The sequence below is a fragment of the Thalassorhabdus alkalitolerans genome (genome assembly GCF_042656525.1).
In the GTDB taxonomy this organism is placed as follows: Bacteria; Bacillota; Bacilli; order Bacillales; family Marinococcaceae; genus Thalassorhabdus; species Thalassorhabdus alkalitolerans.
This window is the reverse complement of the sequence record NZ_JBHSOZ010000002.1, coordinates 222,368-247,955: the sequence shown is the minus strand read 5'-3', so window position 1 is coordinate 247,955 and position 25,588 is coordinate 222,368. Positions and strand designations below refer to the sequence as shown.

Genomic DNA, 25,588 nt, shown 5'->3' with positions numbered 1-25,588 from the left:
GATGTTTTCCTTATATATGGGGTTCTTTACATTTGCCACTCTTCTTTTCTACGCGTTCTTTGCTTTTCGGGCGGAAAGAAAAAGCGTGGAGCAACGAATAAAGGTCTATTTTTCAGACATAGGCGATGCAGGTGAAGTAGACGATCGCTCTTTCTATGAGCGGGTGATTGATCCTTTTTGGAAAAATTCGAAGAGAAAATTCCAAAGAAAGCTGAACAAAGAAAAGGCAACGCAATTGGAAATCAGGCTGCTGCAGGCAGGACAGCCTTTTGGCTTTAGTCCGGTAGAGTTTAAGATCTTCCAGCTGGCTCTTCTTATTCTTTTTCCTGCAATGGGAGCAGGGTATGCTTTTTTACTCCGAGCAGATGCCTTATTCTTGTTGCTGATAGCGGCAGCTTCCACAGGAGCCGCTGTCTTACTGCCAAAGCAATATTTGAAGATGAAAGCACAGAAACGAAGCAAGCTTGCGTTAAAGGAGCTTCCTGATACATTAGACTTGCTGACGATCAGTCTTGAAGCAGGCCTTGGTTTTGACGCTGCGCTGAGTAAAGTGGTGGCGAAGAAAAAAGGGGTGCTGGCTGACGAATTCAAAGTGTGCCTTGAAGAAATAAGGCTTGGGAAAACAAGAAAAGAAGCACTGAGCGGGATTAATGAGCGTTTAGATGTAGAAGAGCTGAAAGCTTTCATTTATAACGTCATCCAGGCAGAAAAGTTAGGAATAGGGATGGTATCTGTGCTGCGAGTGCAGACGGATGATATTCGGGAAAAGCGTAAGCAGCGAGCAGAGGAAGCCGCCATGAAAGCACCAATTAAAATGATGTTTCCTTTAATTCTGTTCATTTTCCCGACCCTATTTATTATTCTCCTAGGTCCCGCAATGCTCCAGCTTCTTGAAAGCTTCTAACGTAGGGGTGCCTCCAGCAAGGCGCAGCGGGGTGCCAGGCACCTCGCTTGATCAATTAAGTAAAAATCCATTAGTACCAAGGGTTGCAGTGTGTTTCCTGTTACAGAGATGTTACATACAGCGGGGGTGGGTGCCTGGCACCCTGGCATGGCGAAAAAGGAAGAAACCATTAGTGCCAGGGGTTGCAGCGTATTTCGTGTTACAGGGATGTTACATACTGCAGGGGTGCCAGGCACCATTAAAGGCACCATTTACCATAGTTTTTCATATTTTTCCGTTATTGTACGTTTATCTCACATAACTGCTGGGAAACACACATAATGAAACATCAAGTTTCTATCATTTAGCCTATTACTATACTGGAGGTGAGGGTAGTTTAAAGGAAGTGTAAAGAGCAAAGAAGCTAAAAAAGAGAACTGCTTTACAATGATTACTAAATGTAAAAAAATGCTCCCTTTATACTAACTTCGACTTCTATCTAAAATACAATCTGCCAGACATTTTACCAAAGCAATGGCTCAAGCTACTTTTCCTGACGACTCCGTACAACTTGTTTGTATTTAGGGGAAAATTATAGGAGGGTATTTGAAATGAGCAATAACAGAATTGATTACAGACAAAAGATGGAACGAAACAGAAAAAGGTCACATAAAAAGACTGTCAGTGTACTAGCCGCTGCCTCTATTATTGCGCTACCAATGAGTGCAGGCGCAGCTGATGCAGAAGATGATGATAGTTTACTAGCGTTCGGACCTGATGTGGCAGAAGCTCAAGATGATGCTGAAGAAGAAGGCACTGACTTAGATGCAGATGCAGATGAGGACGACGATGACGACGATGACGATGATGATGACGACGATGATGATGATGTAGTGGACGACGACGATGACGACGATGACGATGATGATGATGTAGTGGACGACGACGATGACGACGACGATGATGATGACGACGATGATGATGATGTAGTGGACGACGACGATGACGACGATGACGATGATGATGATGTAGTGGATGACGACGATGACGATGATGATGATGATGATGACGATGACGACGATGATGATGTAGTGGACGACGACGATGACGATGATGACGATGATGATGTAGTGGACGACGACGATGACGACGATGATGATGACGACGATGATGATGATGATGAGTACGATGAAGACACTGACACTGATGCAGACGATGCCTACGGCGATGACGAGCATACTGGTGAAGGTGAAACACTTCCTGATACTGCAGCAGGGATCTTTAACCTAGGTGCTATTGGTATTGCAGCGCTAATGGCAAGCTGGGCTGGAAGAATCTTTGGTAAAAGAAGAGAAGAGTAAGATAAAATAAGTGATGGTAATCGCCCCCACTAGCTGCCTAGTGGGGCTTTTTTCAAAATGTATCCTACATATATTTCTATTACTCCAAGAAAGGGGAAAAGGCTATGTAATGATTAGAAAACATTCTTCCTGATCAGGAGAACTGAATGTGTAAGGAGGAGAAATGATGATAAGAAAAATATCGAATTGGCTTTTTGTGATTGGCATTGTCCTTATCTCAGCCAATATCTTTTTATATTTGAACCAAAGTAACAGTACATCTGGTGCTTTAGGAGATGCTGAAGCTTTGCTGGGAGGAAGTGACAACTCCTACGAGGAAGAAGCTCAGGATGAGACTTTACAAAGACATGACGATAGTGCGGCTCACACGGAAGGTGAGTTTGAAGAAAATAAACCCCCTCATATGATTAACGAAGAGCCTCCTTCGATGACAAAAGAAGAATTTGAACCACAAGTAAATGAAGTGATAGGACTTTTACACATCCCTAAACTGGATGAGTCTCTTCCCATCATCGGTGGTGTAGATGATGAGCAGCTTGACAGGGGTGTCGGTCATCTTCCTAGTACAGTTCTTCCTATGGATGGGGATCAAATTTTGTTATCTGGTCATCGTGATACAGTTTTTACTAACTTTGACGAGCTGGAAAAAGGAGATAACTTTATCGTTGAGCTTCCTTATGGAAAGTTTGAATATGAAATGAAAGAAACTGAAATTGTCGACAAGGACGATACAAGCGTCATCCGTTCTATGGATGAAGAAGTATTAACTTTGTCTACTTGTTACCCTTTCAGCTATCTTGGAAATGCACCGGAAAGATACGTTATCTATGCTTATCCAGTAGAACAGGAATAACCTTTAGGGCGCTCCCTGCATTGGGAAGCGCTCTTTTATTGTTGCGGTAGTAAAGCGGTGCCTGGCACCTTAATTGGGATTATAAGGTAAATCCTTTAGCGGCAGGGGTTACGGTGTTGAATGTATTACAACAGAGTTACAGCAGGTAGAGGTGCCAGGCACCCAAAGTGGGAGGAACAGGTAAATGCTTTGGTGACAAGGGTTTCACGGTTGAATGCATTACAGCAGTGTTACAACGCGTAGGGGTGCCAGGCACCCAAAATGGGAGGAACAGGGAAATGCTTTGGTGGCAAGGATTACGTGGATGAATGTATGACAACAGTGTTACAACGCGTAGGGGTGCCAGGCACCACCCAGGCACCACCCAAAAATGCAGGCACTGAAAAATGGAGCTTTGGACTGGAATCGTGGTAAGATGAACGCATGATTCAGAAAGACGTTCAGGAGGAACCATGACTACATTAATTATAAATGCTGATGATTTTGGTTTGACTCGAGGAGTTAATGATGGAATCATCAAAGCCCATACAGATGGTATCGTCAACTCTACCACTTTGCTTGTGAACATGCCTGGCACAAAGGATGCTGTAAGGAAAATGAAGGATTATCCTGACCTTGGTGTCGGCATCCATCTTACCTTGTCCTGCGGCAGTCCGGTAAGATCCGATGTTCCTTCTCTTGTTAACGAGGAAGGCAGCTTTAAACTGACAAAGACCTACCGAGAAGTTGATCCAAAAGAGATTAACGTTTCTGACGTGGAAAAAGAATGGCGGGCACAATTACAAACCTTTCTTTCTTTCGGGATCTACCCGACACACATAGACAGCCACCACCATATTCACGGATGGGACCCTCTCTATCCGGTCATCCATAAGCTTTCCAAGGAATATTCTCTTCCGGTCCGTAATGTGTTCCAGAACACAAAGTCACAAGGAATTCAGCTTCACACTGCTATTTTCCGTGATGATTTCTATAAAAACGGCACAGGCCTAAAGTACTTTCACAAACTTCAAAAAGAAGTGAGCACAGAGGAAGTGGTTGAAGTCATGGTTCACCCAGGCTTCATTGATGACGACTTAAGAAATATTTCTTCATTTCTGGAGAGACGTGAAAAAGAGCTTGAACTGTTAACGGCTATCCAGCTTCCGAAAGGCATGAGGCTCGCTGAAAGAAGAAATAGAGAGAAATTCTGTACAACATAACAATGCCCCTCAATGAAAATCAGATTTTCCAAAATAAATTCCATATAAAAAGAAGGCTGTCCTGCTGGTATTTACCACCTAAAGGGCAGCTTTTTTATATGTTAAACCTTTATTCCTTTTTTAAAAAAACTTTAATTTCAACAAAGTAGTGAATTTTCATTTCTAAAGTCGTAAAATATAAGTATATTTTTCCATTTATATAGGCTGTAATTCTCTGTTAGTGATCTGTCTTTTTTCACAGTCAGCAGGCTTGAAAGTCAAAATCATACATAAGGGGGAAGGGAAATGTCAGAGGAGCAGTCAGTAGAACCGAAAAAGGCCAATGTCTTAGGAATGCAGTTTTGGGTGGGAGCAAGCTTAGGGATAGTGCTGGGGATTGGAATGGCGTTTTTGTTTGGAATGATGGGCGGGGGAATGGAAGCAAGCGGAGCCGATCGAAGCGAGGTATTAAAACAGTCCCAGGAGTTTTATGAAGAGGAGCTGATTGCCCCGTCCACGGCTGTTTGGGCACCAATGAATGAATCAGAAGTTGAGTATTTGGGCGGCGACCGTTACCGTGTGGAAAGCCATGTAGATGCACAAAACGAAAATGGTGCACAAATACGAGAAAGATATGAAATGTGGATGCTTTATGACCCTGACAAAGAAGAGTGGGAAATGGAAGTTTACTATAACAACTAAAAGGAGGGAAGAGCTGTGGGCGCACTAACGACAATGGAACTTATCTTAATAGGAATCTTTTTACTTGCATGTGCAAGCTTTGCCTCCTTTATTTATGCATTAATTAAAAAACGATCTTCCATGGGTATCTTTTTATTTGCCACAGTCCTGACAGGAGCGGCTGTTGTCTTTTTGTTTTTCCATGAAGATACCTTACAACCGAGAGTCACTCAAACGGCGGCAGAGGAAACGGCAGAGGAGATAGAAGAAGAGGAATCGACTGCACAGGAAGAAGAGGAAGAAGCTTCAGGAAATGAAGCTGACAAGAAAGATGAGGAAAAAGCTGAAGAAGGAAAAAGCAGGGAAGACTACAGTGAAGAAAAGGAAAGCCGGTCAATTGAGGATAGCAAAAGGGCTGCCGAGGAAAGATATGAAAGAGAGATCGCTGAACATATCGATGAGATCACATTCGCTTTTGATTTAGTGGATGCGGAAGTCAAGAAGCTGGAAGGAAATGAGTCAGACGCAAATATTCAATCCTTGTTAAACAGGCTGAAAGAAGCGGTTGACGTTCTGGGTGATCATGCATTGATCACGAACCCGCCTGCCGGCTATGTTTCTTTTGATGATCAGTACATGAATGGGGTTTGGTATCTGCAGGAAGCCTGCCAATCCATGCATACAATAATCAGTGATTATTACTATGATTACTATGAAAACCATCTAGCATTGGAATTACTGTGGGATAATTTGTATTATGCAGAGCTGCATCTTCAGGAAGCATACGACCGTTCGACGGTTCTCTTTGCCAGTCCCCTTGCAGGGCTTGAAAGTCTGGGTACGATAGAAGAAATTGATTTAGATGGTTCCTATCTTCAAGCACATGAAATAGAAACTCCTTCAAAGGAAGAAAGAATTCAAAGCTTAGTAGCAAACTATCAGTATCACTTTGTGGAAGCTGTGAACGCTGGTAATTATAATATCGTAGCTCCATACATTTATCCTGGCAGCAACCTTCAAGATGCCCAGGAAAGCTTAATTAGTAATCTATCAGAACAAGGGACAAAAGAAGAATTAGTAGAATACGTGATAGAAGATATATATGAAGAAAATGGAATCACCTATGTACGGGTATTTGAGGTTCATTTAATTATCAGCAGTGACGGTGATGTAAAAGAGGTAGAAAATCTTTGGAAATACGAAGTAAAATCCTATGATGGAGGATTTCGATTGGCAGATATTGAGGGTCAGTAATTTTTGGTAAAAAGATAGTTACAGTGTAATGGTAGTTTCCATTATTTATCGAAAATAGATAGGGTGATCTGCCTATTTTCTAACATTAACAAAAACGAAAAATATCTCTATGTTGGTGATAACCGATATACTATAATGAAGTGATGCTGCCCGCAGCATCACTTTTTTCATGTCATTATTATTGGTTAGGATGGGGAAACGTGGATTTATACAGACAACCTGATAGAAAGATAAGAACGGAAATTGAAGGGTTACGTGCTGTGGCAGCAATCCTTGTTGCGGTTTATCATATTTGGCTAGGAACTGTATCGGGCGGAGTAGATGTATTCTTTGTCGTTTCCGGGTTTTTAATTACAACCTCCTTAATTAGAGGGCTAGAAAGGGACAATAGGATCGATTTTTCTAACTTTGTTTTGAGACTGTCAAAAAGGTTATTCCCTGCGGCCTTTACTGTTCTGTTTGTAGTCACAATTGCATGTTTGCTTTGGCTTCCACAAGTTAGATGGAGTCAAGCTGTTTCTGAAGTCTTTGCTTCTGCCTTGTACTTTCAAAACTGGCAGCTGGCGCAACAATCAGTAGATTATCTAGCTAAAAACAATGAAGCGAGCCCTTTTCAGCATTTTTGGGCCATGTCCATACAAGGCCAGTTTTATCTTCTTTGGCCATTGGTTTTGTTCATTTCTGTATTACTGGCGAAGAATCTATTTAAAACCTCCATAAGGGCAGCTTTTTTAAAAACTTTGCTAGCGGTATTCGTTTGTTCATTTGTTTATTCAGTCTATATGACTGAAGTAAATCAGCCGTGGGCTTATTTTGATACCTTTACGCGAGTTTGGGAGTTTTGTCTTGGAGGGATTATTGCCTTATTAATCTCAAACATTGTGCTAAATAAATCAGTGAGTCTGGTGTTAGGGTGGCTTGGATTTATTGGTCTTTTGTCGTGCGGGATTATCTTGCAGGTTTCCGCTGTTTTTCCGGGGTATGCAGCGTTGTGGCCAACCTTAAGTGCAGTGTTTATCCTTTTGGCAGGAAACCAAGGAGGAACCCTGGGAGTTCACCGCGTATTAAGTTCCAAACCTTTAGTCAAATTTGGTAGTATTTCATATGGTTTTTATTTGTGGCATTGGCCTGTGCTGATTTTTTATTATATTTTAACAGGTAACGAAGTGGTTAGTATTTTTCATGGTGTGTTACTCATAGTGCTTGCGACTTTACTAGCTCACTTAACTACAAGATTTGTGGAGACACCTATTAGAAAAGGCAAAAGGCTAAATACTAAATGGAAAACGGGAGCGGCTTCAGCCGCATTTTTGGTTCCCGTTCTATTATTATCTTCTTTATGGTACGGGACCATTCAGTATATGGCTCATGGAGCAAGTTCAACTATCTCGGTCGAAGGAGAACTACAAAATAAAGATGAGGGAGTAACTCCTACGCCATTGCAGGCAAGAGATGATGTTCCCAGGATTTATAACGAGGATTGTCATCAGGGAGAAGGGAAGTCTGAAGTCATAGAGTGTAAGTATGGTAATACAGAAAATCCTGCTATTACTCTTGCTTTGGTTGGAGGATCTCATTCTGCTCATTGGCTTCCTGCTCTTGAAGTGATTGCGGGGGAAGAAGATATAGAAGTCAGAAGTTATACAAAAAGCGGTTGCCGTTTTTCAACTGACCAAAGAGAGGATAAAGAGGATTGTCAAGAATGGAATGATAATATGATGGAAGTCCTTCTTTCTGAAAAACCTGATTTGGTATTTACGACCGCTGACGCAACAGAATTAGATGAAGTACCAAAAGGTTATGTGGAGCACTGGGAAACATTGAATGAAGAGGAGATACCGGTGTTTGCTGTAAGAGACAACCCAAGGTTTGAGTTTGATCCACCTTCTTGTGTAGAAGAAAATGGACCCTATGCTCAGGAGTGCGCAATAGATAGAGAAGAAATTTTACCTTCAAATAGCCCGTGGGAAAAATTGGATAATCCTCCAAGTAACGTTCATTATGCAGATTTAAGCGATTCCTTCTGTGAAGAAGATGTATGTTACTCAGTAGTAGATAATGTACTTGTTTATAGGGACTTTCATCATCTTACAGCAACATTTTCTAAAAAGATTGCCCCAGAATTAAAAGAGGAACTTCTTCCTGTCTTAAATAACCTTCAGTAGAAGGTAGAATTCAGAAGATTGATTGTGAGATTTTAAGTCTAATTAGAAGCTGGCCCAGACCTAGGGCCAGCTTTTTCTTCTTATCTACGTAGAAAAGCTGTAGACACTCAGCTCTTTTTCCCTTTTTCATACCCATCCGTTCTTACCTCTTCCGGTACAAGGGCTCCCCCTGTTCCCCACACAATATGAATAGCGTTAGATTTATCCTGGTTGTTTGTCCGGTATGGCCCGGCCATGCCGGCAAGGGCAGAAGGCTCGAGATAGGTGCCTTCTGTATCCTTAAGAATACGTAAATAGTGGTAGAGCACGTCATCTCTTATCGTGTAAATCCCGGAAAGCAGAGGATCCATAACTTTTCCTACAAAGGAAGACGGTGTGCCGACAGCAAGGCCATCCGCTTCTGTAATATTATCCAGTCCGACGTCTTGAACAGAAATGTCAGCATGCTTTCCTGTTAACAGCCCAAGGAGCATACAAGGAGATTGCACCGGTTCAGCAAAATAACAACGGACATGTTCACCAAAGACATGCTTCAAGCCAAATGCCACCCCGCCCGGTCCTCCGCCGACACCGCATGGAAGATAGACATAAAGTGGCCGCTCTTTACTGACCGTGATTCCCTGTTCTTCTAATTGTTCCTTTACTTCAAGGGCAGCAGCAGAGTACCCGGCAAATAAATGAACAGAATTTTCATCATCTACGAAGTGACAGCGTGGATCTGCTTCGCATTGCTTCCGGCCTTGCGCCACGGCAGCACTATAGTCTGTTTCATATTCATGAACGTTCACTCCTTTTTCACGAAGGAGCTCCTTCTTCCACTCTTTGGCGTCCTGCGACATATGCACATCTACGGTAAACCCTAATTCAGCACTCATGATTCCAATGCTTAAACCCAGGTTTCCAGTCGATCCGACTGCAATAGAATAACGTGAGAAGATCTTTCTGCTTTCTTCATGTAAAAGCTTTGAATAATCATCTTCTTTGCTTGTAAGAATGCCTGCTTGTAAAGCCAGCTTCTCCGCCCAGGTGAAAATTTCGTGAAAGCCACCGCGCGCTTTAATAGAGCCTGCGACCGGCAATTCATTGTCACATTTTAAAAACAGTCTCCCTTTGATAGATTCTCCAGTATCCTGCTCTAACGAAGCTTTCATGTGGGGGATTTCTTCTAAGGAAGAAGAAATGATCCCATCAGGAGAAGAGTCAGGAAATGCTTTAGCCATCAAAGGTTCAAATCTCTTAAAACGTTTGACGGCTTCATAGATAACAGATTCATCAAGACCTTGAACAGGCAAAGGCGCATCGGGCTCACAGTTGGGGTTGGTCCAGTATACTTCTTTGGCATCTATGATGTTTTGGAATACAGGGTATTTTTCTATGTAGAATTGCAGCTCAGATTGATTCATAACAGTCACCTCACTTACTTGTATTGTAGCATTCTGACACGAGGAGAGAGACGAGAAATTGACAACCATGCGTGAAATCCATACGATAACACCATAACCATAACACGTGATAAAGAGGGGTAATAAATGGCGGAAAAGAAGAAACAGTCATTTACAGATATGATGAAATCACCGATTATTGCGGCAATCAGTTCCCCAAAAAGGCTGGATGAAGCAATGGATAGCAAGTGCAGCATCGCGTTTCTCATGATGGGGGATGTCATGAGCCTCCCTAATTATGTAAAAGCCTTGCAGCAGGCGGGAATGAAGGTGTTTGTCCACTTGGATTTTGTAGAGGGAGTCGCCAATGATCGAAGCGGCGTTCGCTATGTTGCCAGACAAGCTAAGCCAGAGGGAATTATTTCGACAAAGAATCAAGTGATTCGCTACGGAAAAGAAGAAGGAATGCTGACCATCCAACGGTTCTTCTTAATTGATAAATCTGCGATTGACAAAGGGATACAAATGGTAGAGTCATCCAGGCCCGATGCAGTGGAAATTTTACCTGGCGTGATACCAAAGGTCATAAACAGGCTGTCAGAACAAACCTCACTTCCCCTTATCGCAGGTGGATTAATAGAAACATTGGATGAAATCCAGGAAGCACTGGATGCTGGAGCGGTAGCGGCTTCCTGCGGCAGTAAGAAACTATGGAATTCTGAAGTATAATAGATTGTTGTGTTTTACCCGTATTCGTTTAAGAATGCGGGTTTTTTTGAGAGAAGAAAGTCCCTTTTCCTCAAACTCATTCTTTTTTCTCAATATTACGGGAAAGTTTATTTGCATAAACCTCTGAATATACCGCCATACCCGCTTCTACTTAATTACTATGGGGAATCAATGGTAACAGCTACTAGTTTACTAATCTAGCAAAAAAGGCTTCTCCTAGTAGATAAAAGCAAGTAGCCTAGTGAGCAGCTAATTCTTTTTTCATATAATATTTCATTCCAGTATACAAAGTAGAAAGGGAGTTGAAAATGACAAGAAAAATGACAAAGTTTGCCGCCATGCTGCTCATGGTAATTGCTGTCACCTTGACGGGACAAGCAAACCAGGGGAATGCTGCCCAGGATTCACAGCTTGGGACGGTCACAGGTGTGCAGAATGGTTTGAATGTGAGAGCCCAGCCTAATTCTGGTTCAACCATTATCGGGGGGTTATCTAACGGAACACAAGTTACGATCCATAGCATTGATGAACATAATTGGGCACAAATTGACTATAACGGTGGAGTCGGTTACATAAGCATGACTTACGTTACGTTGAATAATGCACCCTCAGCCGTCCAAGGTAAAACGATAGCCATTGACCCCGGGCACGGGGGAAGCGACCCAGGCGCTGAAGCATTTGGACTTCAGGAAAAAGAAATTGCTTTGGATGTCGGGCTGCGCGTAGAGGAGAAGCTTAGGAATGCAGGGGCTGAGGTAGTGATGACAAGAACTGCAGATACATACGTGGGTCTCTCTGAAAGAGCCCAAATTGCAAATCAAGCAGACGCCGACTCGTTTGTAAGTATCCACGCAAATGCCTTTGATGGAAGTGCGGAAGGATCAGAAACCTACCATCACCCAGTTAGCAATGAAGGAAAAGAACTGGCAGAATCTATCCAGGAAGAGCTGATAAGAGAATTAGGCACCACTGATCGAGGCGTACATGACGCACACTTTGCTGTTTTAAATGAAACAGCCATGCCGGCGACCTTGGTTGAAATAGCATTTGTAGACAATGCTTCAGATGCCGAACAATTAAAAACCAATGAGTTCCGGGAAAAAGCAGCCAATGCCATCGTGCAAGGAATCGAAAATTATTACAGCAGCAAATAAATAAAATAGTGTGAGAGATCTGAGTTCGCGAACTTAGGTCTTTTTTATATGGAGAGAGACATACATGAATAGACCATTGACCGGGACAGAAGGGGGGAAATCCAGGAGAAGCTTTCTATATATAACCCCTTGAATTACAAGATGATTTTTCATTGGCAAATGCTGTTTTCAATTTTGTCAACAAGCGTGGTGACGAAATCACAATTAGATTACATTGAGAACCATGATGAGAGCGCTTTATTATTAGAGTATAAGTCAAAGGGAAGTAGGAGGAACAAAAATGGCTAATACTAATACAGCGCCAGAGCAAAGCGGAACAGGGTTAAAAGCGAAAGTTCAGCGTTTTGGCAGTTATTTAAGCGGCATGATTATGCCGAATATAGGAGCGTTTATTGCATGGGGTCTGATTACGGCTCTCTTTATTGAAACGGGCTGGACACCAAATGAGAATTTAGCAGAACTGGTTGACCCTATGATCATTTATTTGCTTCCGCTTTTGATTGCGTTTACAGGCGGACGTATGGTTTATGATTTGCGTGGAGGAGTGGTTGGAGCCACAGCTACGATGGGTGTTATCGTCGGGGCGGATATCCCAATGTTTATTGGGGCTATGATTATGGGGCCTCTTGGCGGTTACCTCATTAAAAAGATTGACCAGTTTTTTGAAGGGAAAGTCAGATCAGGATTTGAAATGCTGGTCAACAACTTTACCGCAGGATTTCTTGCCTTTGGTCTGGTTCTGGTTGCTTATCAAGGAGTAGGACCGGTTGTTGTTGCCTTGAACCAGGTACTGGCTGCAGGCGTTCGTGTGATCGTTGATGCAGGTCTTCTTCCATTAGCGAGTATTTTTATTGAACCCGCTAAGGTGCTTTTCTTAAACAATGCCATTAACCATGGAATCTTAGGTCCTCTTGGAATGCAGGAGGCTACAGAGACCGGGAAATCGATCTTGTTTATGCTTGAATCAAACCCAGGACCTGGTCTTGGAGTATTGCTTGCCTTTATGCTGTTTGGAAAAGGCGCGGCAAAGATGTCTGCAGGTGGCGCAGGATTTATTCATTTCTTTGGGGGTATCCATGAAATTTACTTCCCATACATCCTCATGAAGCCAATGCTGATTCTTGCTGTTATTGCTGGTGGCATGAGTGGAGTGTTTACTTTCGGACTGTTTAATGTCGGCCTTGTAGCGGTGCCGTCGCCAGGAAGTTTCTTTGCTTATCTTGCCATGACGCCGCAGGGAGATCACATTGGTATGCTGGCTGGTGTTATTGTTTCCACTGCTGTATCCTTTGTTGTCGGTGCAATCATTCTAAAAACAGTAAAAGGTAAATCAGAAGAAGGGCTTGAAGAAGCAACGTCCAAGATGGAAACAATGAAAGGAAAGAAAAGTAGTGTTTCTGGAAGCCTTGTTGGAGAAGAGCAAATGGAAAAGCAGGCAGCAGACGGTGAAGCAACTGAAGTTCATGCTTCAGACCTGTCTCCTGACAAGATTAACAAAATTATTTTTGCCTGCGATGCCGGCATGGGTTCAAGCGCCATGGGTGCCTCCATACTCCGGAACAAAGTAAACAAAGCTGGCCTTGATATTGAAGTTACAAATAAAGCGATTAACCAGATTCCAGATGACGCTGATTTAATCATTACCCATAAAGATTTAACAGATCGTGCACGGGCAAAACAGCCGGATAAGCTGCACATTTCTGTGGACAACTTTATGAATGGTGCAAAGTACGATGAAATTGTAAGTGACTTAAAAGAGAACGAGTAACGCGCACCTATGAAGCGGGGTGAAATCATGTATGTATCGGCACGAGAACGTAACATTTTAGAGCTTTTGCTAGCCAGTCAAGATGGGATTACAGTAAAAGGTATCGCCGAGGCATTGAAAGTCAGTACCCGTACCATTCACCGCGATTTACAATCAATTGAAGATATTTTAGCAGAGTATGACCTTACGTTAGAAAAACAGGCAGGAATTGGAGTGAAGCTTGCAGGACCAGAGGAAAAAATCACTCAGTTACAAAGCTTTCTTCATGGGGTGAAACCTGTAGAGTACACTCCGGAGGAGCGGCAACAGCTGCTCCTCTCCATCCTTTTGCAGGAAGGAGAGCCTGTTAAGCTGTATACACTGGCTAAGGAATTAAGTGTCACCATTTCTACGATAAGCAATGATTTAAATAAAATGAACAGCTGGCTTCAGCCTTTGGATTTAAAGATAGTGAGACGCAGAAGCTACGGCATCGAAATTCAAGGGGATGAAAAACAGAAACGACGAGCGCTCCGCCGTTTGATTACAGAACAAATAGGAGAGGAGAAGCTCCTTTCTTTACTGGAAGCTCATCGCAATAGGGAAATGATACAGGAACAGGCTTCTCACAAGCTCCTTCATCTTTTAGATACAAAGGTTATTCAAGAGGTGCTTACGATCCTTCATGATTTACGTGAGGAAGGAGAGTACATTGCTGATGTATCCTTCACAGGCCTGGTTGTACACTTGAGTCTCGCTGTTGACCGGATACAAAAAGGGGAAAGTATTGAAAAGAATGAGGCTTATTTAGAAAGAGTCCGGAAAGAAAAGGAGTACGACACAGCAGAGAAAATTGTAAAACGGCTGGAAGAGCGGTTATACATTGAAATACCTGAAGTCGAGATTGGCTATGTGGCGATGCACTTGCTGGGAGCAAAGCAAGGGGACGAGGGCTTGAACCTTCTGCAGGAGGATGCGCTGGATCTTACATTGAAAGCAAAAAGGTTAATTGAGGAAGTGGAAGAAGAGGTTGGAATGCCCCTTGCAAAGGATACGTCACTGCTTGAAGGACTGGTAAGCCATCTAAAGCCTGCTTTGTTTCGAATCGAACAAGGTATGAAGATCTATAACACTCTCCTTGCGGATATAAAAAAAGGGTATGGACCTTTATTTTCTATCTTGCAGGTGAAAATCGAAAAGGTGTTTCCTGAATATGAAATGCCAGAAGAAGAAATCGGGTATTTGGTCATGCACTTTGGATCGGCAATGGAGAGGGCCAGGAATAAACAGCATATAGAGGCTGTCGTTGTATGCTCCAGTGGAATCGGCACATCAAAGCTGCTGGCCACAAGGCTGGAACGAGAGATCCCTCAGATCAGCAAGGTAAGCCACATGTCTGCTTTTGACATCAACCAGGACGCTATATCATCAGGTACTATTGTTATATCAACCGTTCCTTTGCAATCGGTGGATCCTTATTTTCTTGTGAATCCATTTTTATCAGATAAAGAGGTTGAACGGATCAGGAGTTTTATTAGTAAGAAGGAATGGAAAACAAAGAATAACAAACTAGAGAATGATGAACCTAACTCCCGTGATTCGGAAGAAACGTGGAACAAAGAGGAAGTACTGACGGATTTTCAAGGGATTCAGCAGGTAAGCAGTCTCATTAATTCTTTGTTGGAGACGTTTGAGTTTAATGAAGTGCCGGCCAATGAAACCGTGCGTGAGATTGTGAAGCATATAAGCAGACACCAGGAAGACAGAGGCTGGGTGAAAGATAAGGATTCGATTACAGAAGCCTTACTGGATAGAGAGAAAAAAGGCGGCCTGGCCATTCCCGGGACAAGCCTCGCTTTATTTCACACCCGTTCAGAGGATGTAATGAGGCCTTCCTTTACCGTCCATCCATTGCAGAAGCCGGTCATTCTCAGGGGGATGGACAACAAGGATACGGAAGTCACTCGTATTCTCCTCATGCTTGCTCCTGAAAACTGGAGCTCCGAAGGTATTGAGTTAATGAGTTATATCAGCGCATTAATGATTGAGAATGAATCTTCAATTGATATATTTGAAAATGGAAATGAACAAACACTGTTTTCTTTTTTAGAAAAAAAGCTTAAAGCGTATTTAATGGAAAAATTACAATAATAAGGAGTGGAGAAACCATGGCAAAACAAGTATTAACGGAAGAGAATATCATTATTGGAGAGAACGTTTCATCAAAGGAGGAAGCCATCAAGCGCGTTGGCGGACTGCTTAAGGATCATGGGTATGTGAATGATGAGTATGTAAATAAAATGTTTGAAAGAGAAGAAGTGACCTCCACGTATATGGGGAACTTTCTTGCCATCCCTCATGGTACGGAAGAAGGAAAAAAAGAAGTATTGGAATCCGGTATTACGATCCTTCTGCTAGAAGAGCCTATTGAGTGGGACGGCAACGAGGTGAAGCTTGTAATTGGAATTGCAGGGAAAGGCGATGAGCATCTTAACATCCTTTCAAACATTGCTATTACTTGCTCTGAGGAAGATACCCTTCAGGAAATCTTATCTGCAACAACAAAGGAAGAGCTGATGAACCACTTTGGAGAGGTACAGTAACATGCTGGCTGTCCATTTTGGTGCAGGAAATATTGGAAGAGGCTTCGTTGGTGAAGTATTAAATAACAATGGGTACAAGATTTGTTTTGTTGACGTGCAGCAATCATTAATTGATGAAATCAATAAAAAAAATAGCTATCAGATTGAACTTGCCCAGGAAAAAGAAGAAAGTATCGAAATTAACGATGTGTACGCCCTTAACAGCCAGGAAAACAAAGCAGAAGTTGTTGATACGATTGCCAGAGCTGACCTGGTTACAGTATCGGTGGGTGTGTCGATCCTTCCCTTTATTGCACCAGTTCTGGCTGCAGGGCTGGAACAGAGGGTAAAGGCAGAAGGCGGCCCTCTCCATGTCATTGCATGTGAAAATGCTGTTGGGGCCAGCACGACTCTTAAGCAAGCGGTAAAAGAGGAATTATCAGAAAGCAGCTGGGCAAGAATCTCTGAGATGACAGGTTTTCCAGATGCCGCAGTGGACCGCATTGTTCCTAATCAAAGAACGGATGGCTCTCTTGATGTGAAAGTAGAACCATTTTTTGAATGGATTGTGGAACAGCAAGGAATGGTAAAGGAAGAGAACCTTACAGGTATAAAGTATGTAAAAAATCTCACGCCTTATATTGAAAGAAAACTCTTTACTGTAAACACAGGACACGCCTGTATTGCTTATCTTGGTTTTATCAATGGACAAGCGTCCGTTGCGGAAGCTCTTGCTGATGAAAGCATCCGCGCCCAAGTAGAGGGAGCTTTAAACGAAACAGGTCGACTGTTAGAGGAAAAATACCAATTCAGCAATGAAGAAATGGAACTCTATCATAATAAGATTATTGAGCGTTTTGAAAACACACACCTTTCTGATCCAGTAGAAAGAGTGGGACGAAATCCGTTAAGGAAGCTGAAAAGCACCGACCGCTTAATTAGTCCGCTTTCCCAGCTCCATCAACGGGGGATAGAAGCGCCTCACCTCATTACAGTAGCAGCTGCTGCCTTCTTGTTTGATGTTCAAGAAGACGAAGAGAGTGTGAAGCTTCAAGAAATGGTGGATGAACTAGGGATAGAGAAAACGATTCAACAGGTTACTGACCTGCCTGACGAACTAGTAAGTAAAATTGAAAAAGAATATATGACCTTAAAAAGCCGGTGATTCATCGGCTCAGACTGTCGAGGACCTACGCTTTTCTAAAGCGTGGGTTCCTAATGTTTTGGAGAAATGTCGTCTTCCAGTCATTTTATTTGCTCTAAAATGCAAAAACACCCCTTAGCTGGCTGTGAGGTGGTTGACGATCTTCTTTATATTCTGCGCTGTGGCTGTCATCAGCGCCTGTTCCGATGCGCCTTTCAAGCTGCCTTTCAGAACGGATACCGTAAAGGTATCCGACAAACATCATTTTAAAAAGCATAACAGGATCAATGGGCGGACGACCGTTGTCTTCACTGTAGCAGGGCTTGACTTTGTCATATATAAAAGAAAAATCAATTGTGGCTTCAATTTTCTGGAGTAAGTGGTCTTCAGGGACCAGTTGATCAATCAATACCATTTCCAATTCAACTTGCTTCTCTCGGATTGGACGTAACATGTGTTTTCCTCTTTTTTGAGTAGCGAAAGACGGCGACTCCGGCGGGAAGAGCAGGAACTGAAGACCCCGCAGGGTGATTTTCCCGAGGAGGCTGAGGCCCTGCCCGCGGCATAGAAGACACCGTTCATGCAATGAAATGTAGCTTGAACGGATGACGCACTTGTACCTTTAGGTAAAAGCGTCCGTCTGTAGCGATTTCGTACTATATACTATACTATAAGTATCTGAATGATCGGATTATTAAAGGTGAAAAAACAGGTTGTTGAGACGACTTTCTCAACAACCTGAGCCGGTGATTCATCGGCTTTCTTGATAATAGGGACACACAAAACAATCAGGTTTGACTGGGTAATGTCTCGATTAGAATCTTAGTTGTTTTATCCTGGGTCATAAATAAAAGAATATAAAAATTTTCCATTTTTTTATTGAATGACTATTTTATTTACTATAAAATGGTTAAAAAGACTTAGGGGAAGCCGATATAGAAAATAACATAGTAAGGATGGAGGGATACGGCAGTGCACACTATTTCTGACGATTGTTTAGTAGATGCGTTGCAAAAAGCGGTTACGTTTGACCTGGAAATAAATTTTATCTGTTTATTGAAAGAAGAGATTGAACGACGTGAAATAGTGTTAGACAAAGAACTTCTCCAGCAGATAAAAGCCAGGAAGGAGCTTGAAAGAGCTTCCTGAACCGGCTTCTACATAAGATGGGACAAAAAACGATGCCTTGCTGGCATCGTTTTGTTTTACCAAGTTTACAGCATCTTTGGAAGACGCTCTCTTAATTTATGAAGGGCGTTTCGTCGCCATGTTTTTACCGTTGTCGAAGACACACCATGCATAGCTGCTATTTCTCTAATTGAGTAGCCATGGATCACATAAGCTTTAACCCACGTTTTTTCCCGGTCTGACAACATGGAAATGTATGGCTCAATGGAGGCTTCTTCCCCTCCCGGCTCCAGACTATGGGGATCAATCATATCAAGCTCTCTTTCTTCCCCTGTTACAGTATGCTTCTCGGCAAACCTTGCTTCTTTCCTTAACAGCATAAGCATTTCTCCTCTTACGTATGAAAAGGCCAGGGAGGAAAAGGTGCCTTTGTCAGCATCAAAAGAGTGGTAAGCCTTCCATAAAGCAATTTTTCCTACATGAATAAATTCCTCTTGATTCTTATAAATCCGAAGCCTCTTTATCATGTTGTGTAAGAGGGGAGTGTATTGGTCTACTATCACTTCAAAGGACTCTATCGTTTTATCATTCTCCATTTGCTATTCCTCTTTGGAACGGCGCGCCTTCCTGTAATTCCAATTGGTACATTCACTTTAATAGATTGAGCGGAAGAGGACATCTTGCCATAATTTAATAACTTACGAGTGTTTCCTTTCTTATAATCTATAATCTAGTAAAAAACAAAAGCCAGGAAACTCAATTATGATAGTTTCCAGGTGGCCCTCTTGTGCATATGTTGGGGTGGGGAAAGAAAAGTCGAAAAAACAGGGAATTTCCCGGGAAATAGGACTACAGTCCATACTTTACTTTCCTAAATTTTAAAAGGTTAAAATCGTTAAAAGACGGGGAAGAAGAAGAAGGAAGAGGTACAAATGAGTTTAAGAAAGCTCCCCTTAAAAGGTAATGAATTTGTAACATTATTTGGTTTTAGAATCTATTTAAACGGGGCATATAAAGATTACCTATTGGAGTGGCAATATATACTAGGAGGAATATACATGAATATTCTATTAACATCAGGAGCAAGACGAATAGATTTTGTAGAATTTTTCCAGCAGGCATTAAAAGAGTCAGGAACATTAGGGAATGTGATCGTAGCCGATCCTGACGATAACGCACCTTCTTTGCAAGTGGCTGACCTTGCTTATATAATCCCAGAACAGACTGACGATAATTATATGGATGCAATTTACAATATTTGTGAGGAAAATGATATTGATGTATTAATTCCTCTGAACGATCTTGAGGTTCCAAAGATCTCAGAAAATAAGAAAAAGCTTGAGGAAAAAGGGATTACCGTGATTTGTTCAGATCCCGATGTAGTCCTGCAAATAAGAGATAAAGCGTATTATCGAGAGCTGCTAGGAAAATTTGGAGTAAAAGCTCCCCTTACGTATATGAAAGTGGAGGAAGCAAAGGAAGCGATAGAAAATGGAGAAGTGGAATTTCCCCTCATCGTGAAGCCAAGAAATGGATCTGCTTCCATTGGAATTGAAATCGTGAACACAATAGAAGACTTGGATTCAGCATACAAGCTTGCTATACAAAAGGTTAAGGAGTCACCGCTGGATGATGCCACGGCAGAAAAAGCAGAAGATAATATTATTATTCAGGACGTTGTGGACGGGGAAAAATACAGCCTGGATATTGTAAATGACCTGGATGGCAACTATTTAACAGCATTTGCAAGAAAACAGCTGGAAATGAGAGCTGGAGATGTTGACCGTACGCTTGTAACAGATGAAGATGAAGTGTTAAATCTGGGAAGAGCAATCGGCAACAACTTAAAGCATGTGGGTTACCTTAATACAGATGTCTTCTATGATGGAAAAGACTACTACGTCATCGACATGAATCCTCGTTTTGGAGGCGGATATTCATTTTCCCACGCCGCCGGAGCCAATATCCCGGCAGCATTTGTAGCCCTGGGAACAGGAAAAAAACTTAAAAGTGAATGGTTGAATTCAACGCCGAACATGGAACTTGCAAGACATGATGCCGTAGTGCAAATTCGGAAAGAACAAATTAGGGATGCTTCCAGAGGTTCTTCCAAAGCGAAGTAGAAAAGATAATTTACTATGGTAAAAGCGCCAGGCGCCATCGAGGAAGCTGGCAATGCCCGCCGCCTGGAAGTTCCTGTGAATGGGATTGAAGGGAAACATGAATGGGTGTCGCCCTAGCATTTTAGTGGTAAGCGAGGAACGAGAATCCACCACTAAATGTAACAAATCCTTTCTTTAAAACTAGTAAAAGAATCTGCTAGTTTAATAGAAGAGAAAACAGCTCTTTTTAGAGCTTTTAAATAAATGGCCTCTGGGTATTTTATCCAGGGGCCTTTATAATGAAAGTAAGGTTAGTAGAAAGAGGGACGAGAACATGAGAGGAATTTCAAATCCAGTATTAAACCACAAAGTATTTGCTCAACATACAGGCGGTCAGGCAATGACCATCACAGGGACGATAAATAAGACGTTCTTCTTTCTTATTTTAGTCACGATATCAGCGTTTTACGTCTGGCAGCTTTATGCCGCCGGGGAAAACATTCAGCCATACATGGTGATAGGGCTTTTAGGCGCTCTGATTTTAGGGCTGGTTGCCAGCTTTAAGCCTGCTACTGTACCTTTCACCGGACCGCTCTATGCCTTGCTGAAAGGAATGTTGATAGGAGGATTGTCCGCCAGACTGGAACATGAATTTGGCGGAATTGTGATTCAGGCGGCAGCGGGAACCATTGCTGTTTTCTTTGCGATGCTGATTCTTTACCGGCTTCGATTAATCAAAGCGACAAAGAGATTTCGATCTGTCGTACTTACGGCAACCGCAGGTATTTTTCTGCTCTATCTTATCCATATCATTTTGCGTTTTTTTGATTTAGGAGTTCCTATCATTAGAGACGCTACTCCTTTGGGGATTATTTTCAGCTTATTTGTCATAGTGATTGCAGCATTAAATTTAATCATAGATTTTGACTTTATCGAAAAAGGAGTACAAAGAAGATCCTCTAAAAAGATGGAATGGTACGGGGCTTTTGGCCTGACTGTTACACTGATCTGGCTTTATATTGAAATTTTGAGGCTTTTGGCTAAAATCAGGAGAATGAAAAACTGAGTTTACACCAAGGAAGGAAGCGGGTAAGAAAGAAAAATAAGAACAAAAATGCGAATATAATATGGAAAAAGTACAAATTTTTTGAAAAGTAATTGTTTTAAAAGACAAATATTGCTATATTTTTATACGTCTAACGTAAGTAAAGGATGGTGCACATGGCAAAGTCTAAGCTTGATCAGGAGTCACTGCTTAAGATCATGGAGTACATATACGAACAGGAAAATGCAGAAAAGAATGAAGTGGAGCTGACAAAAGAAATCGCAGACAAATTAAAACCTTACTATGCAACAACGTGAGCCTTGTAGAAGGCTCTTTTTTATGGGTGAGTTCAGGAAGGGAAAATTTTGTCGTAATTCCTGTACTCTGGAAAAAACTAAGTATATAATAACAGAAGATGACTTATATATAGGAGTTTTCGATCATGAAGTTGTTTTCTTTATTATTTTTCACAGTCGTTTGTCTTGGTATTATTATAGCTGGAAACATTCATTATGATAATAAAGTAGCTTCCAGCGTTCAACCAGAAACCGAATCTGACCAAGGGCAAACGGAACAAGACATTACAGATAACGTAGAAAATGTGAGTGCGGGCGAAGGGGAAGGCGTGACAGCTGGTGAGGAGAGTACTTTACCAGAAAGCCCGGCAGAGGCAGCAAGTGAACCATTTGCCACCAGGATGGAAGAAGCCCTCGGGGATGGAAGAGATCTGCGAATCGTTGTAGCGGGTTCCAACGCAGTCCTCGCTGAAGAAGAAGCGGATAAAGGCTGGCCACAGATCGTCGAAGAGCAGCTGAGGGAGATGTATTCTACCAGTCAGATAGAAATCGAGGTAGTTTCTTTTGACCAGAAAAGTACGTTTGAAGTAATAGAAGGTGATGGAGACGAGAAACTTGCCGAACTGGCTCCGGATGTTCTTTTATTTGAACCTTTAATTTTGAATGATAATGCAAGAGTAAGCATAGACGATACTCTCTTTAATATTAATAGAATCTTACAGACAGTCAAAAGCTCTAATGACGAAGTGGCTGCTTATATTGTTCCTACCAATCCCATACATCAAGCAGGCTACTACTTAACTCAAATTGAGAGATTAGAAGATTTCGCAGAAGAGGAAGAGTGGCCGTATATTGACCATTGGGGTAACTGGCCTGATGTAGAGGATGACGATATTTTAACGTATTTGCAAGAATCTGTTCCGAGCCAGGATGGACATGAGGCCTGGGCTGAAGCCGTTGTATCCGAATTGACAGGAAGATAATCAAAACCCCGCACCATTGGGAAGTGGTACGGGGTTTTTTGGGTGCTATTTCAGTCATTTCCAAATGTCTCTGTCACTCCGAAATAGTTTGTATCTCCACTATAATCATTTATCACAATATCAAGGTCGTGGAAGATGCGATGCACCATTCTGAGTTCTTCTGGATTATTGTCTTCGATGGCGGCACTGATATGAGAGTCTGCTGTTTTGAAATCTTCTTTTAAGGAATCAGTAGCAATTGGCAGAAGTCTGTCTTGTATTTTTTCCTGCTGTTCTTCAAGAGAAGAAGCCGTCTCATCCATTGATAGACTATCTAAACCGCCGTACCCTGTTAGGTCATTCCAGTATGTATGCTGTCTTGCGATTTCCTCTTTAATTTCTGATTCAATTTCCTCAGAAGTACTTTCTTCAGAATCATCTGTTTCTTCTTCTATCAGATCGCTCATTTCCTGCTCGCTAATAGCCCCTGCATCCTGGGCCTCGCTTAAAGTTGTTTCACCGCTGTCTCCAAAGGAACCTGCCAAAAAGGAGTAGGACCCCCATCCGCCTGCTATTAACACTCCTAAAACAATGAATATAATAATTGCTGTTTTTTTCATGGTACCATCCTTTTCCATTATTGGGTCTGTTAGGCTTATGTACTATGATAAAAGTTATAAAGAGGTCTGTAAAGACAAGAGGGAAAAGCTGATGTTTTATATGCACGAGTATAAAGTGTAGGATAAAGGGAAGAACCGTGTAGACGGGAAGGAAGAAACTATGAGATTAGGGTGTACGATTGGTGTATTACTGACCTTTTTGTTTTTTGTTTATTTGACAATTATCGCTTTGCTGCCAAGAAGTATTTTGACTGATCTGCTCTTATACGAAGATGAGCCAGTGAAAAGTGATGTAATTATAGTATTAAGCGGGGATCAGGATAGATTAGAAAAAGCGGAACACTTATATAGCGACGGTTATGGAGCAAAAGTGCTAATTTCGAACGCTCTGGATGGCAGTATGACACCTGAAGCAGCAAGGGAGTTTGGGATTGCTGCTGATGATATTATTGTCGAGGATGAGGCAGGCAGCACTTATGAAAATGCCGAGTATACAAAAGAAATAGTTGAAGAAAAAGGATTTTCATCAGCCATGGTTGTTACCAGTGATTATCATATGAGAAGAACAAAAGTAGTGTTTGACCGTGTATACGGAGATACAGGCGTAAGGTTAACTTATGTGCCCTATTACCATGAGTATGACGATTGGAGCAAAAGGGATAATGAGCTGGCCTGGGAGTATTATAAATGGATAGGAAGCTTAGTTGCCGTTTGGTAAGTTGTGCTGTTGAGTAAGAAAAATCAAAGTCTATTTGCTATAATTGTACTATGGAAAAGAGCCACATGGCATCAAAGGAGGGTGTTTTGCGTGAGAAGTCAGTTTGGCTGGGGAATGGTTTTAGTCATTGGGGGCTTTATTGCTACCATGGTTTCTACATTCATCGAAGGAAAGTATTAATAAAGATAGGAAAAAAGTCTGGAAGCTTATGCTTTCAGACTTTCTTTAATGAGAAGGGGTTTAGAGGGGATGGGCTCCTTTCATATTCGGAAAAACAGAGGGGCAAAGGAAGGGAAGTGCCCTGGGAACGAGGAAGGGTGAACAGAGGAGAGTAAAAGGAAAATAAATAAGTAGAAGGAATATTGTTCACTAAAATGAACAAAAGAGGAAGAGCGCGTTAGAAAACAGGTAAACAAGGGAATCTAAAGATTTATAGAGAGGGGTTCTTCCGATGGAGCTTTCTCATGAGGAAGGGGAGGAACATGATTGACGGTAGTATTGCCTGGATTTAGCTTGAGAAACCGTACTTGATCTGTAATGACCTCAATGACAAAGACAGTCCGCTGGTCTTTGTTTTCATAGGTTCTGCTTCGGATTCTTCCGCTTACACCGACAAGTGCACCTTTGTGACAATAAAGAGCAGTATTTTCGGCCTGCTTTCTCCATACAGTACAAGGTACAAAGTCGGCATCAAAATCCCCTTCACCGTTTCGGAAAGTACGCTGAACCGCAAGTGTGAAATTACATACAGCAGTACCTTCTTTCGTGTAAGCAAGTTCCGGGTCCTTTGTCAGGCGTCCTACAAGAGTCACTTGGTTAAACAATTAAAATTCCTCCTTTGTGGTTAAGGTTTCACGGTTCATAAACATAGAATAGTTTTCCTGACTAGGCTGGGGGAAGGCATCTAATGTGCGTGTAAAGGTGAGGAAGGGGTGCTGGGGATGCAAGTAGGCCGGAGTTTCTTCATAGTCCCTGCCGCTGCTCCATCTGTACTCTGCGACAGTTCCCGTAAGTCCCGCTTCTATGGGATTTCGGTGAATATATTTGCTCACCTGGAAAAAGTGTGCCTGATCCCGGATAGGATCGGAATAGAAACGCTTTTCAAAAACGTGGCCTTCTTTCTTGTACCGGTGATTGTAATACTTTGCATAGTTGGTCTGGAGCTGGTGCATCGATTTAGATAAAGGGGTTTGGTCAGTCTCAAGGAGAAGATGAAGATGGTTTGGAAGCAGACAATACGCGTGGAGTAAAAAGTGATGGCTGTCTTTTAAGAGGGATAGATTTAAGAGGTACCGCTTGTAATCGTGGGAGTCGTGAAATAAGGTTCCGCGCCTATTCCCTCGTGCAGTGATATGATACATCATACCCGGAGACCAAACTCTAAGGCGCCTTGGCATATATGCTTTCAACCCTCCTTTCGCGGGAATGAGTCAAATATACCATGAATAAAGTTGTGCAAACATTACATTGCTGTAACATTTCCTTGTGGTGCCTGGCACCCCTGAAAGGGGAAATGGAAGAAAGCTATTAAGAACAGGGGTTACATAAATGATTAGATTACAATACTGTTACATTCTACTGGGGTGCCAGGCACCCATAGA

General features: G+C 42.1%; 24 protein-coding genes and 1 pseudogene. 19 read left to right on the top strand and 6 right to left on the bottom strand.

What is annotated here, in order from left to right; genetic code table 11:
- The first annotated feature begins 1 nt into the window (after position 1).
- The 7 genes from ACFPU1_RS01195 to ACFPU1_RS01165 all read left to right on the top strand — a co-directional run bounded on the left by ACFPU1_RS01195 (position 2) and on the right by ACFPU1_RS01165 (position 8,378).
- A complete protein-coding gene (locus ACFPU1_RS01195; protein WP_385937560.1) occupies positions 2-904 on the top strand; it encodes a type II secretion system F family protein in 903 nt (300 codons plus the stop codon).
- Positions 905-1,494: 590 nt separating this feature from the next.
- Positions 1,495-2,244 carry a hypothetical protein gene (locus ACFPU1_RS01190; RefSeq protein WP_385937557.1) on the top strand — a complete coding sequence of 250 codons (750 nt, stop codon included), beginning with the start codon at positions 1,495-1,497 and terminating at the stop codon, positions 2,242-2,244.
- 166 nt (positions 2,245-2,410) lie between these two features.
- Complete coding sequence (locus ACFPU1_RS01185; protein WP_385937554.1) at positions 2,411-3,097, top strand: class D sortase; 687 nt, start codon at positions 2,411-2,413, stop codon at positions 3,095-3,097.
- A 452-nt stretch (positions 3,098-3,549) separates the two neighbouring features.
- Positions 3,550-4,299: a chitin disaccharide deacetylase gene (gene chbG, locus ACFPU1_RS01180; RefSeq protein ID WP_385937551.1), complete on the top strand. Its 750-nt coding sequence runs from the start codon at positions 3,550-3,552 to the stop codon at positions 4,297-4,299.
- A 285-nt stretch (positions 4,300-4,584) separates the two neighbouring features.
- Positions 4,585-4,980, top strand: a complete 396-nt coding sequence (locus tag ACFPU1_RS01175; protein ID WP_385937548.1) for a hypothetical protein — start codon at positions 4,585-4,587, stop codon at positions 4,978-4,980.
- A 15-nt stretch (positions 4,981-4,995) separates the two neighbouring features.
- A complete protein-coding gene (locus ACFPU1_RS01170; RefSeq protein WP_385937545.1) occupies positions 4,996-6,213 on the top strand; it encodes a TcaA NTF2-like domain-containing protein in 1,218 nt (405 codons plus the stop codon).
- A gap of 200 nt (positions 6,214-6,413) precedes the next feature.
- Positions 6,414-8,378, top strand: a complete 1,965-nt coding sequence (locus tag ACFPU1_RS01165) for an acyltransferase family protein (protein ID WP_385937543.1) — start codon at positions 6,414-6,416, stop codon at positions 8,376-8,378.
- Positions 8,379-8,485: 107 nt separating this feature from the next.
- Here the strand turns inward: ACFPU1_RS01165 and ACFPU1_RS01160 are convergent, their stop codons facing one another.
- Entirely contained in the window at positions 8,486-9,781 is a 1,296-nt protein-coding gene (locus ACFPU1_RS01160; protein WP_385937540.1) for a D-serine ammonia-lyase, read from the bottom strand.
- A gap of 126 nt (positions 9,782-9,907) precedes the next feature.
- Here ACFPU1_RS01160 and ACFPU1_RS01155 point away from each other — a divergent pair, with 126 nt between their 5' ends.
- The 6 genes from ACFPU1_RS01155 to ACFPU1_RS01130 all read left to right on the top strand — a co-directional run bounded on the left by ACFPU1_RS01155 (position 9,908) and on the right by ACFPU1_RS01130 (position 17,137).
- The gene (locus ACFPU1_RS01155; RefSeq protein ID WP_385937537.1) at positions 9,908-10,489 is read left to right on the top strand and encodes a glycerol-3-phosphate responsive antiterminator; all 582 of its coding nucleotides are present in this window, start codon (positions 9,908-9,910) and stop codon (positions 10,487-10,489) included.
- A 308-nt stretch (positions 10,490-10,797) separates the two neighbouring features.
- A complete protein-coding gene (locus ACFPU1_RS01150) occupies positions 10,798-11,643 on the top strand; it encodes an N-acetylmuramoyl-L-alanine amidase (RefSeq protein ID WP_385937534.1) in 846 nt (281 codons plus the stop codon).
- Between the two features lie 280 nt (positions 11,644-11,923).
- A complete protein-coding gene (locus tag ACFPU1_RS01145) occupies positions 11,924-13,411 on the top strand; it encodes a PTS mannitol transporter subunit IIBC (protein WP_385937531.1) in 1,488 nt (495 codons plus the stop codon).
- Between the two features lie 27 nt (positions 13,412-13,438).
- Positions 13,439-15,541, top strand: coding sequence for a BglG family transcription antiterminator (locus ACFPU1_RS01140; RefSeq protein WP_385937528.1), 2,103 nt, complete (start codon positions 13,439-13,441; stop codon positions 15,539-15,541).
- Between the two features lie 17 nt (positions 15,542-15,558).
- On the top strand, positions 15,559-15,993 hold the full coding sequence (locus tag ACFPU1_RS01135; RefSeq protein ID WP_385937525.1) for a PTS mannitol transporter subunit IIA: 435 nt from the start codon (positions 15,559-15,561) through the stop codon (positions 15,991-15,993).
- Position 15,994: 1 nt separating this feature from the next.
- Positions 15,995-17,137 (top strand): mannitol-1-phosphate 5-dehydrogenase, encoded by a 1,143-nt coding sequence (locus tag ACFPU1_RS01130; protein WP_385937522.1) that lies wholly within the window; start codon positions 15,995-15,997, stop codon positions 17,135-17,137.
- 178 nt (positions 17,138-17,315) lie between these two features.
- On the opposite strand, the pseudogene ACFPU1_RS01125 reads toward ACFPU1_RS01130, so the two are convergent.
- A pseudogene (locus ACFPU1_RS01125) lies at positions 17,316-17,570 on the bottom strand (transposase); the annotation flags it as partial.
- Positions 17,571-18,088: 518 nt separating this feature from the next.
- Here ACFPU1_RS01125 and sda point away from each other — a divergent pair.
- A complete protein-coding gene (gene sda, locus ACFPU1_RS01120) occupies positions 18,089-18,265 on the top strand; it encodes a sporulation histidine kinase inhibitor Sda (protein ID WP_385937519.1) in 177 nt (58 codons plus the stop codon).
- A gap of 65 nt (positions 18,266-18,330) precedes the next feature.
- On the opposite strand, the gene ACFPU1_RS01115 is transcribed toward sda, so the two are convergent.
- Positions 18,331-18,840: a sigma-70 family RNA polymerase sigma factor gene (locus tag ACFPU1_RS01115; protein WP_385937517.1), complete on the bottom strand. Its 510-nt coding sequence runs from the start codon at positions 18,838-18,840 to the stop codon at positions 18,331-18,333.
- A 462-nt stretch (positions 18,841-19,302) separates the two neighbouring features.
- Between ACFPU1_RS01115 and ACFPU1_RS01110 the strand changes: the two genes are divergently transcribed.
- The 4 genes from ACFPU1_RS01110 to ACFPU1_RS01095 all read left to right on the top strand — a co-directional run bounded on the left by ACFPU1_RS01110 (position 19,303) and on the right by ACFPU1_RS01095 (position 22,670).
- Positions 19,303-20,367, top strand: coding sequence for an ATP-grasp domain-containing protein (locus tag ACFPU1_RS01110; protein WP_385937514.1), 1,065 nt, complete (start codon positions 19,303-19,305; stop codon positions 20,365-20,367).
- 313 nt (positions 20,368-20,680) lie between these two features.
- Positions 20,681-21,412: a Bax inhibitor-1/YccA family protein gene (locus tag ACFPU1_RS01105; RefSeq protein WP_385937511.1), complete on the top strand. Its 732-nt coding sequence runs from the start codon at positions 20,681-20,683 to the stop codon at positions 21,410-21,412.
- Between the two features lie 155 nt (positions 21,413-21,567).
- Positions 21,568-21,708 carry a hypothetical protein gene (locus ACFPU1_RS01100; RefSeq protein ID WP_157049906.1) on the top strand — a complete coding sequence of 47 codons (141 nt, stop codon included), beginning with the start codon at positions 21,568-21,570 and terminating at the stop codon, positions 21,706-21,708.
- Between the two features lie 125 nt (positions 21,709-21,833).
- On the top strand, positions 21,834-22,670 hold the full coding sequence (locus tag ACFPU1_RS01095) for an SGNH/GDSL hydrolase family protein (RefSeq protein ID WP_385937508.1): 837 nt from the start codon (positions 21,834-21,836) through the stop codon (positions 22,668-22,670).
- A 50-nt stretch (positions 22,671-22,720) separates the two neighbouring features.
- On the opposite strand, the gene ACFPU1_RS01090 is transcribed toward ACFPU1_RS01095, so the two are convergent.
- Positions 22,721-23,269, bottom strand: coding sequence for a hypothetical protein (locus ACFPU1_RS01090; RefSeq protein ID WP_385937505.1), 549 nt, complete (start codon positions 23,267-23,269; stop codon positions 22,721-22,723).
- A 160-nt stretch (positions 23,270-23,429) separates the two neighbouring features.
- Between ACFPU1_RS01090 and ACFPU1_RS01085 the strand changes: the two genes are divergently transcribed.
- On the top strand, positions 23,430-23,987 hold the full coding sequence (locus ACFPU1_RS01085; RefSeq protein WP_385937502.1) for a YdcF family protein: 558 nt from the start codon (positions 23,430-23,432) through the stop codon (positions 23,985-23,987).
- 422 nt (positions 23,988-24,409) lie between these two features.
- On the opposite strand, the gene ACFPU1_RS01080 is transcribed toward ACFPU1_RS01085, so the two are convergent.
- Together ACFPU1_RS01080 and ACFPU1_RS01075 are read right to left on the bottom strand one after the other, a co-directional pair.
- Entirely contained in the window at positions 24,410-24,811 is a 402-nt protein-coding gene (locus ACFPU1_RS01080; protein ID WP_054636886.1) for a single-stranded DNA-binding protein, read from the bottom strand.
- The gene (locus tag ACFPU1_RS01075; RefSeq protein WP_385937499.1) at positions 24,812-25,384 is read right to left on the bottom strand and encodes an REP-associated tyrosine transposase; all 573 of its coding nucleotides are present in this window, start codon (positions 25,382-25,384) and stop codon (positions 24,812-24,814) included.
- Positions 25,385-25,588 lie beyond the last annotated feature (204 nt).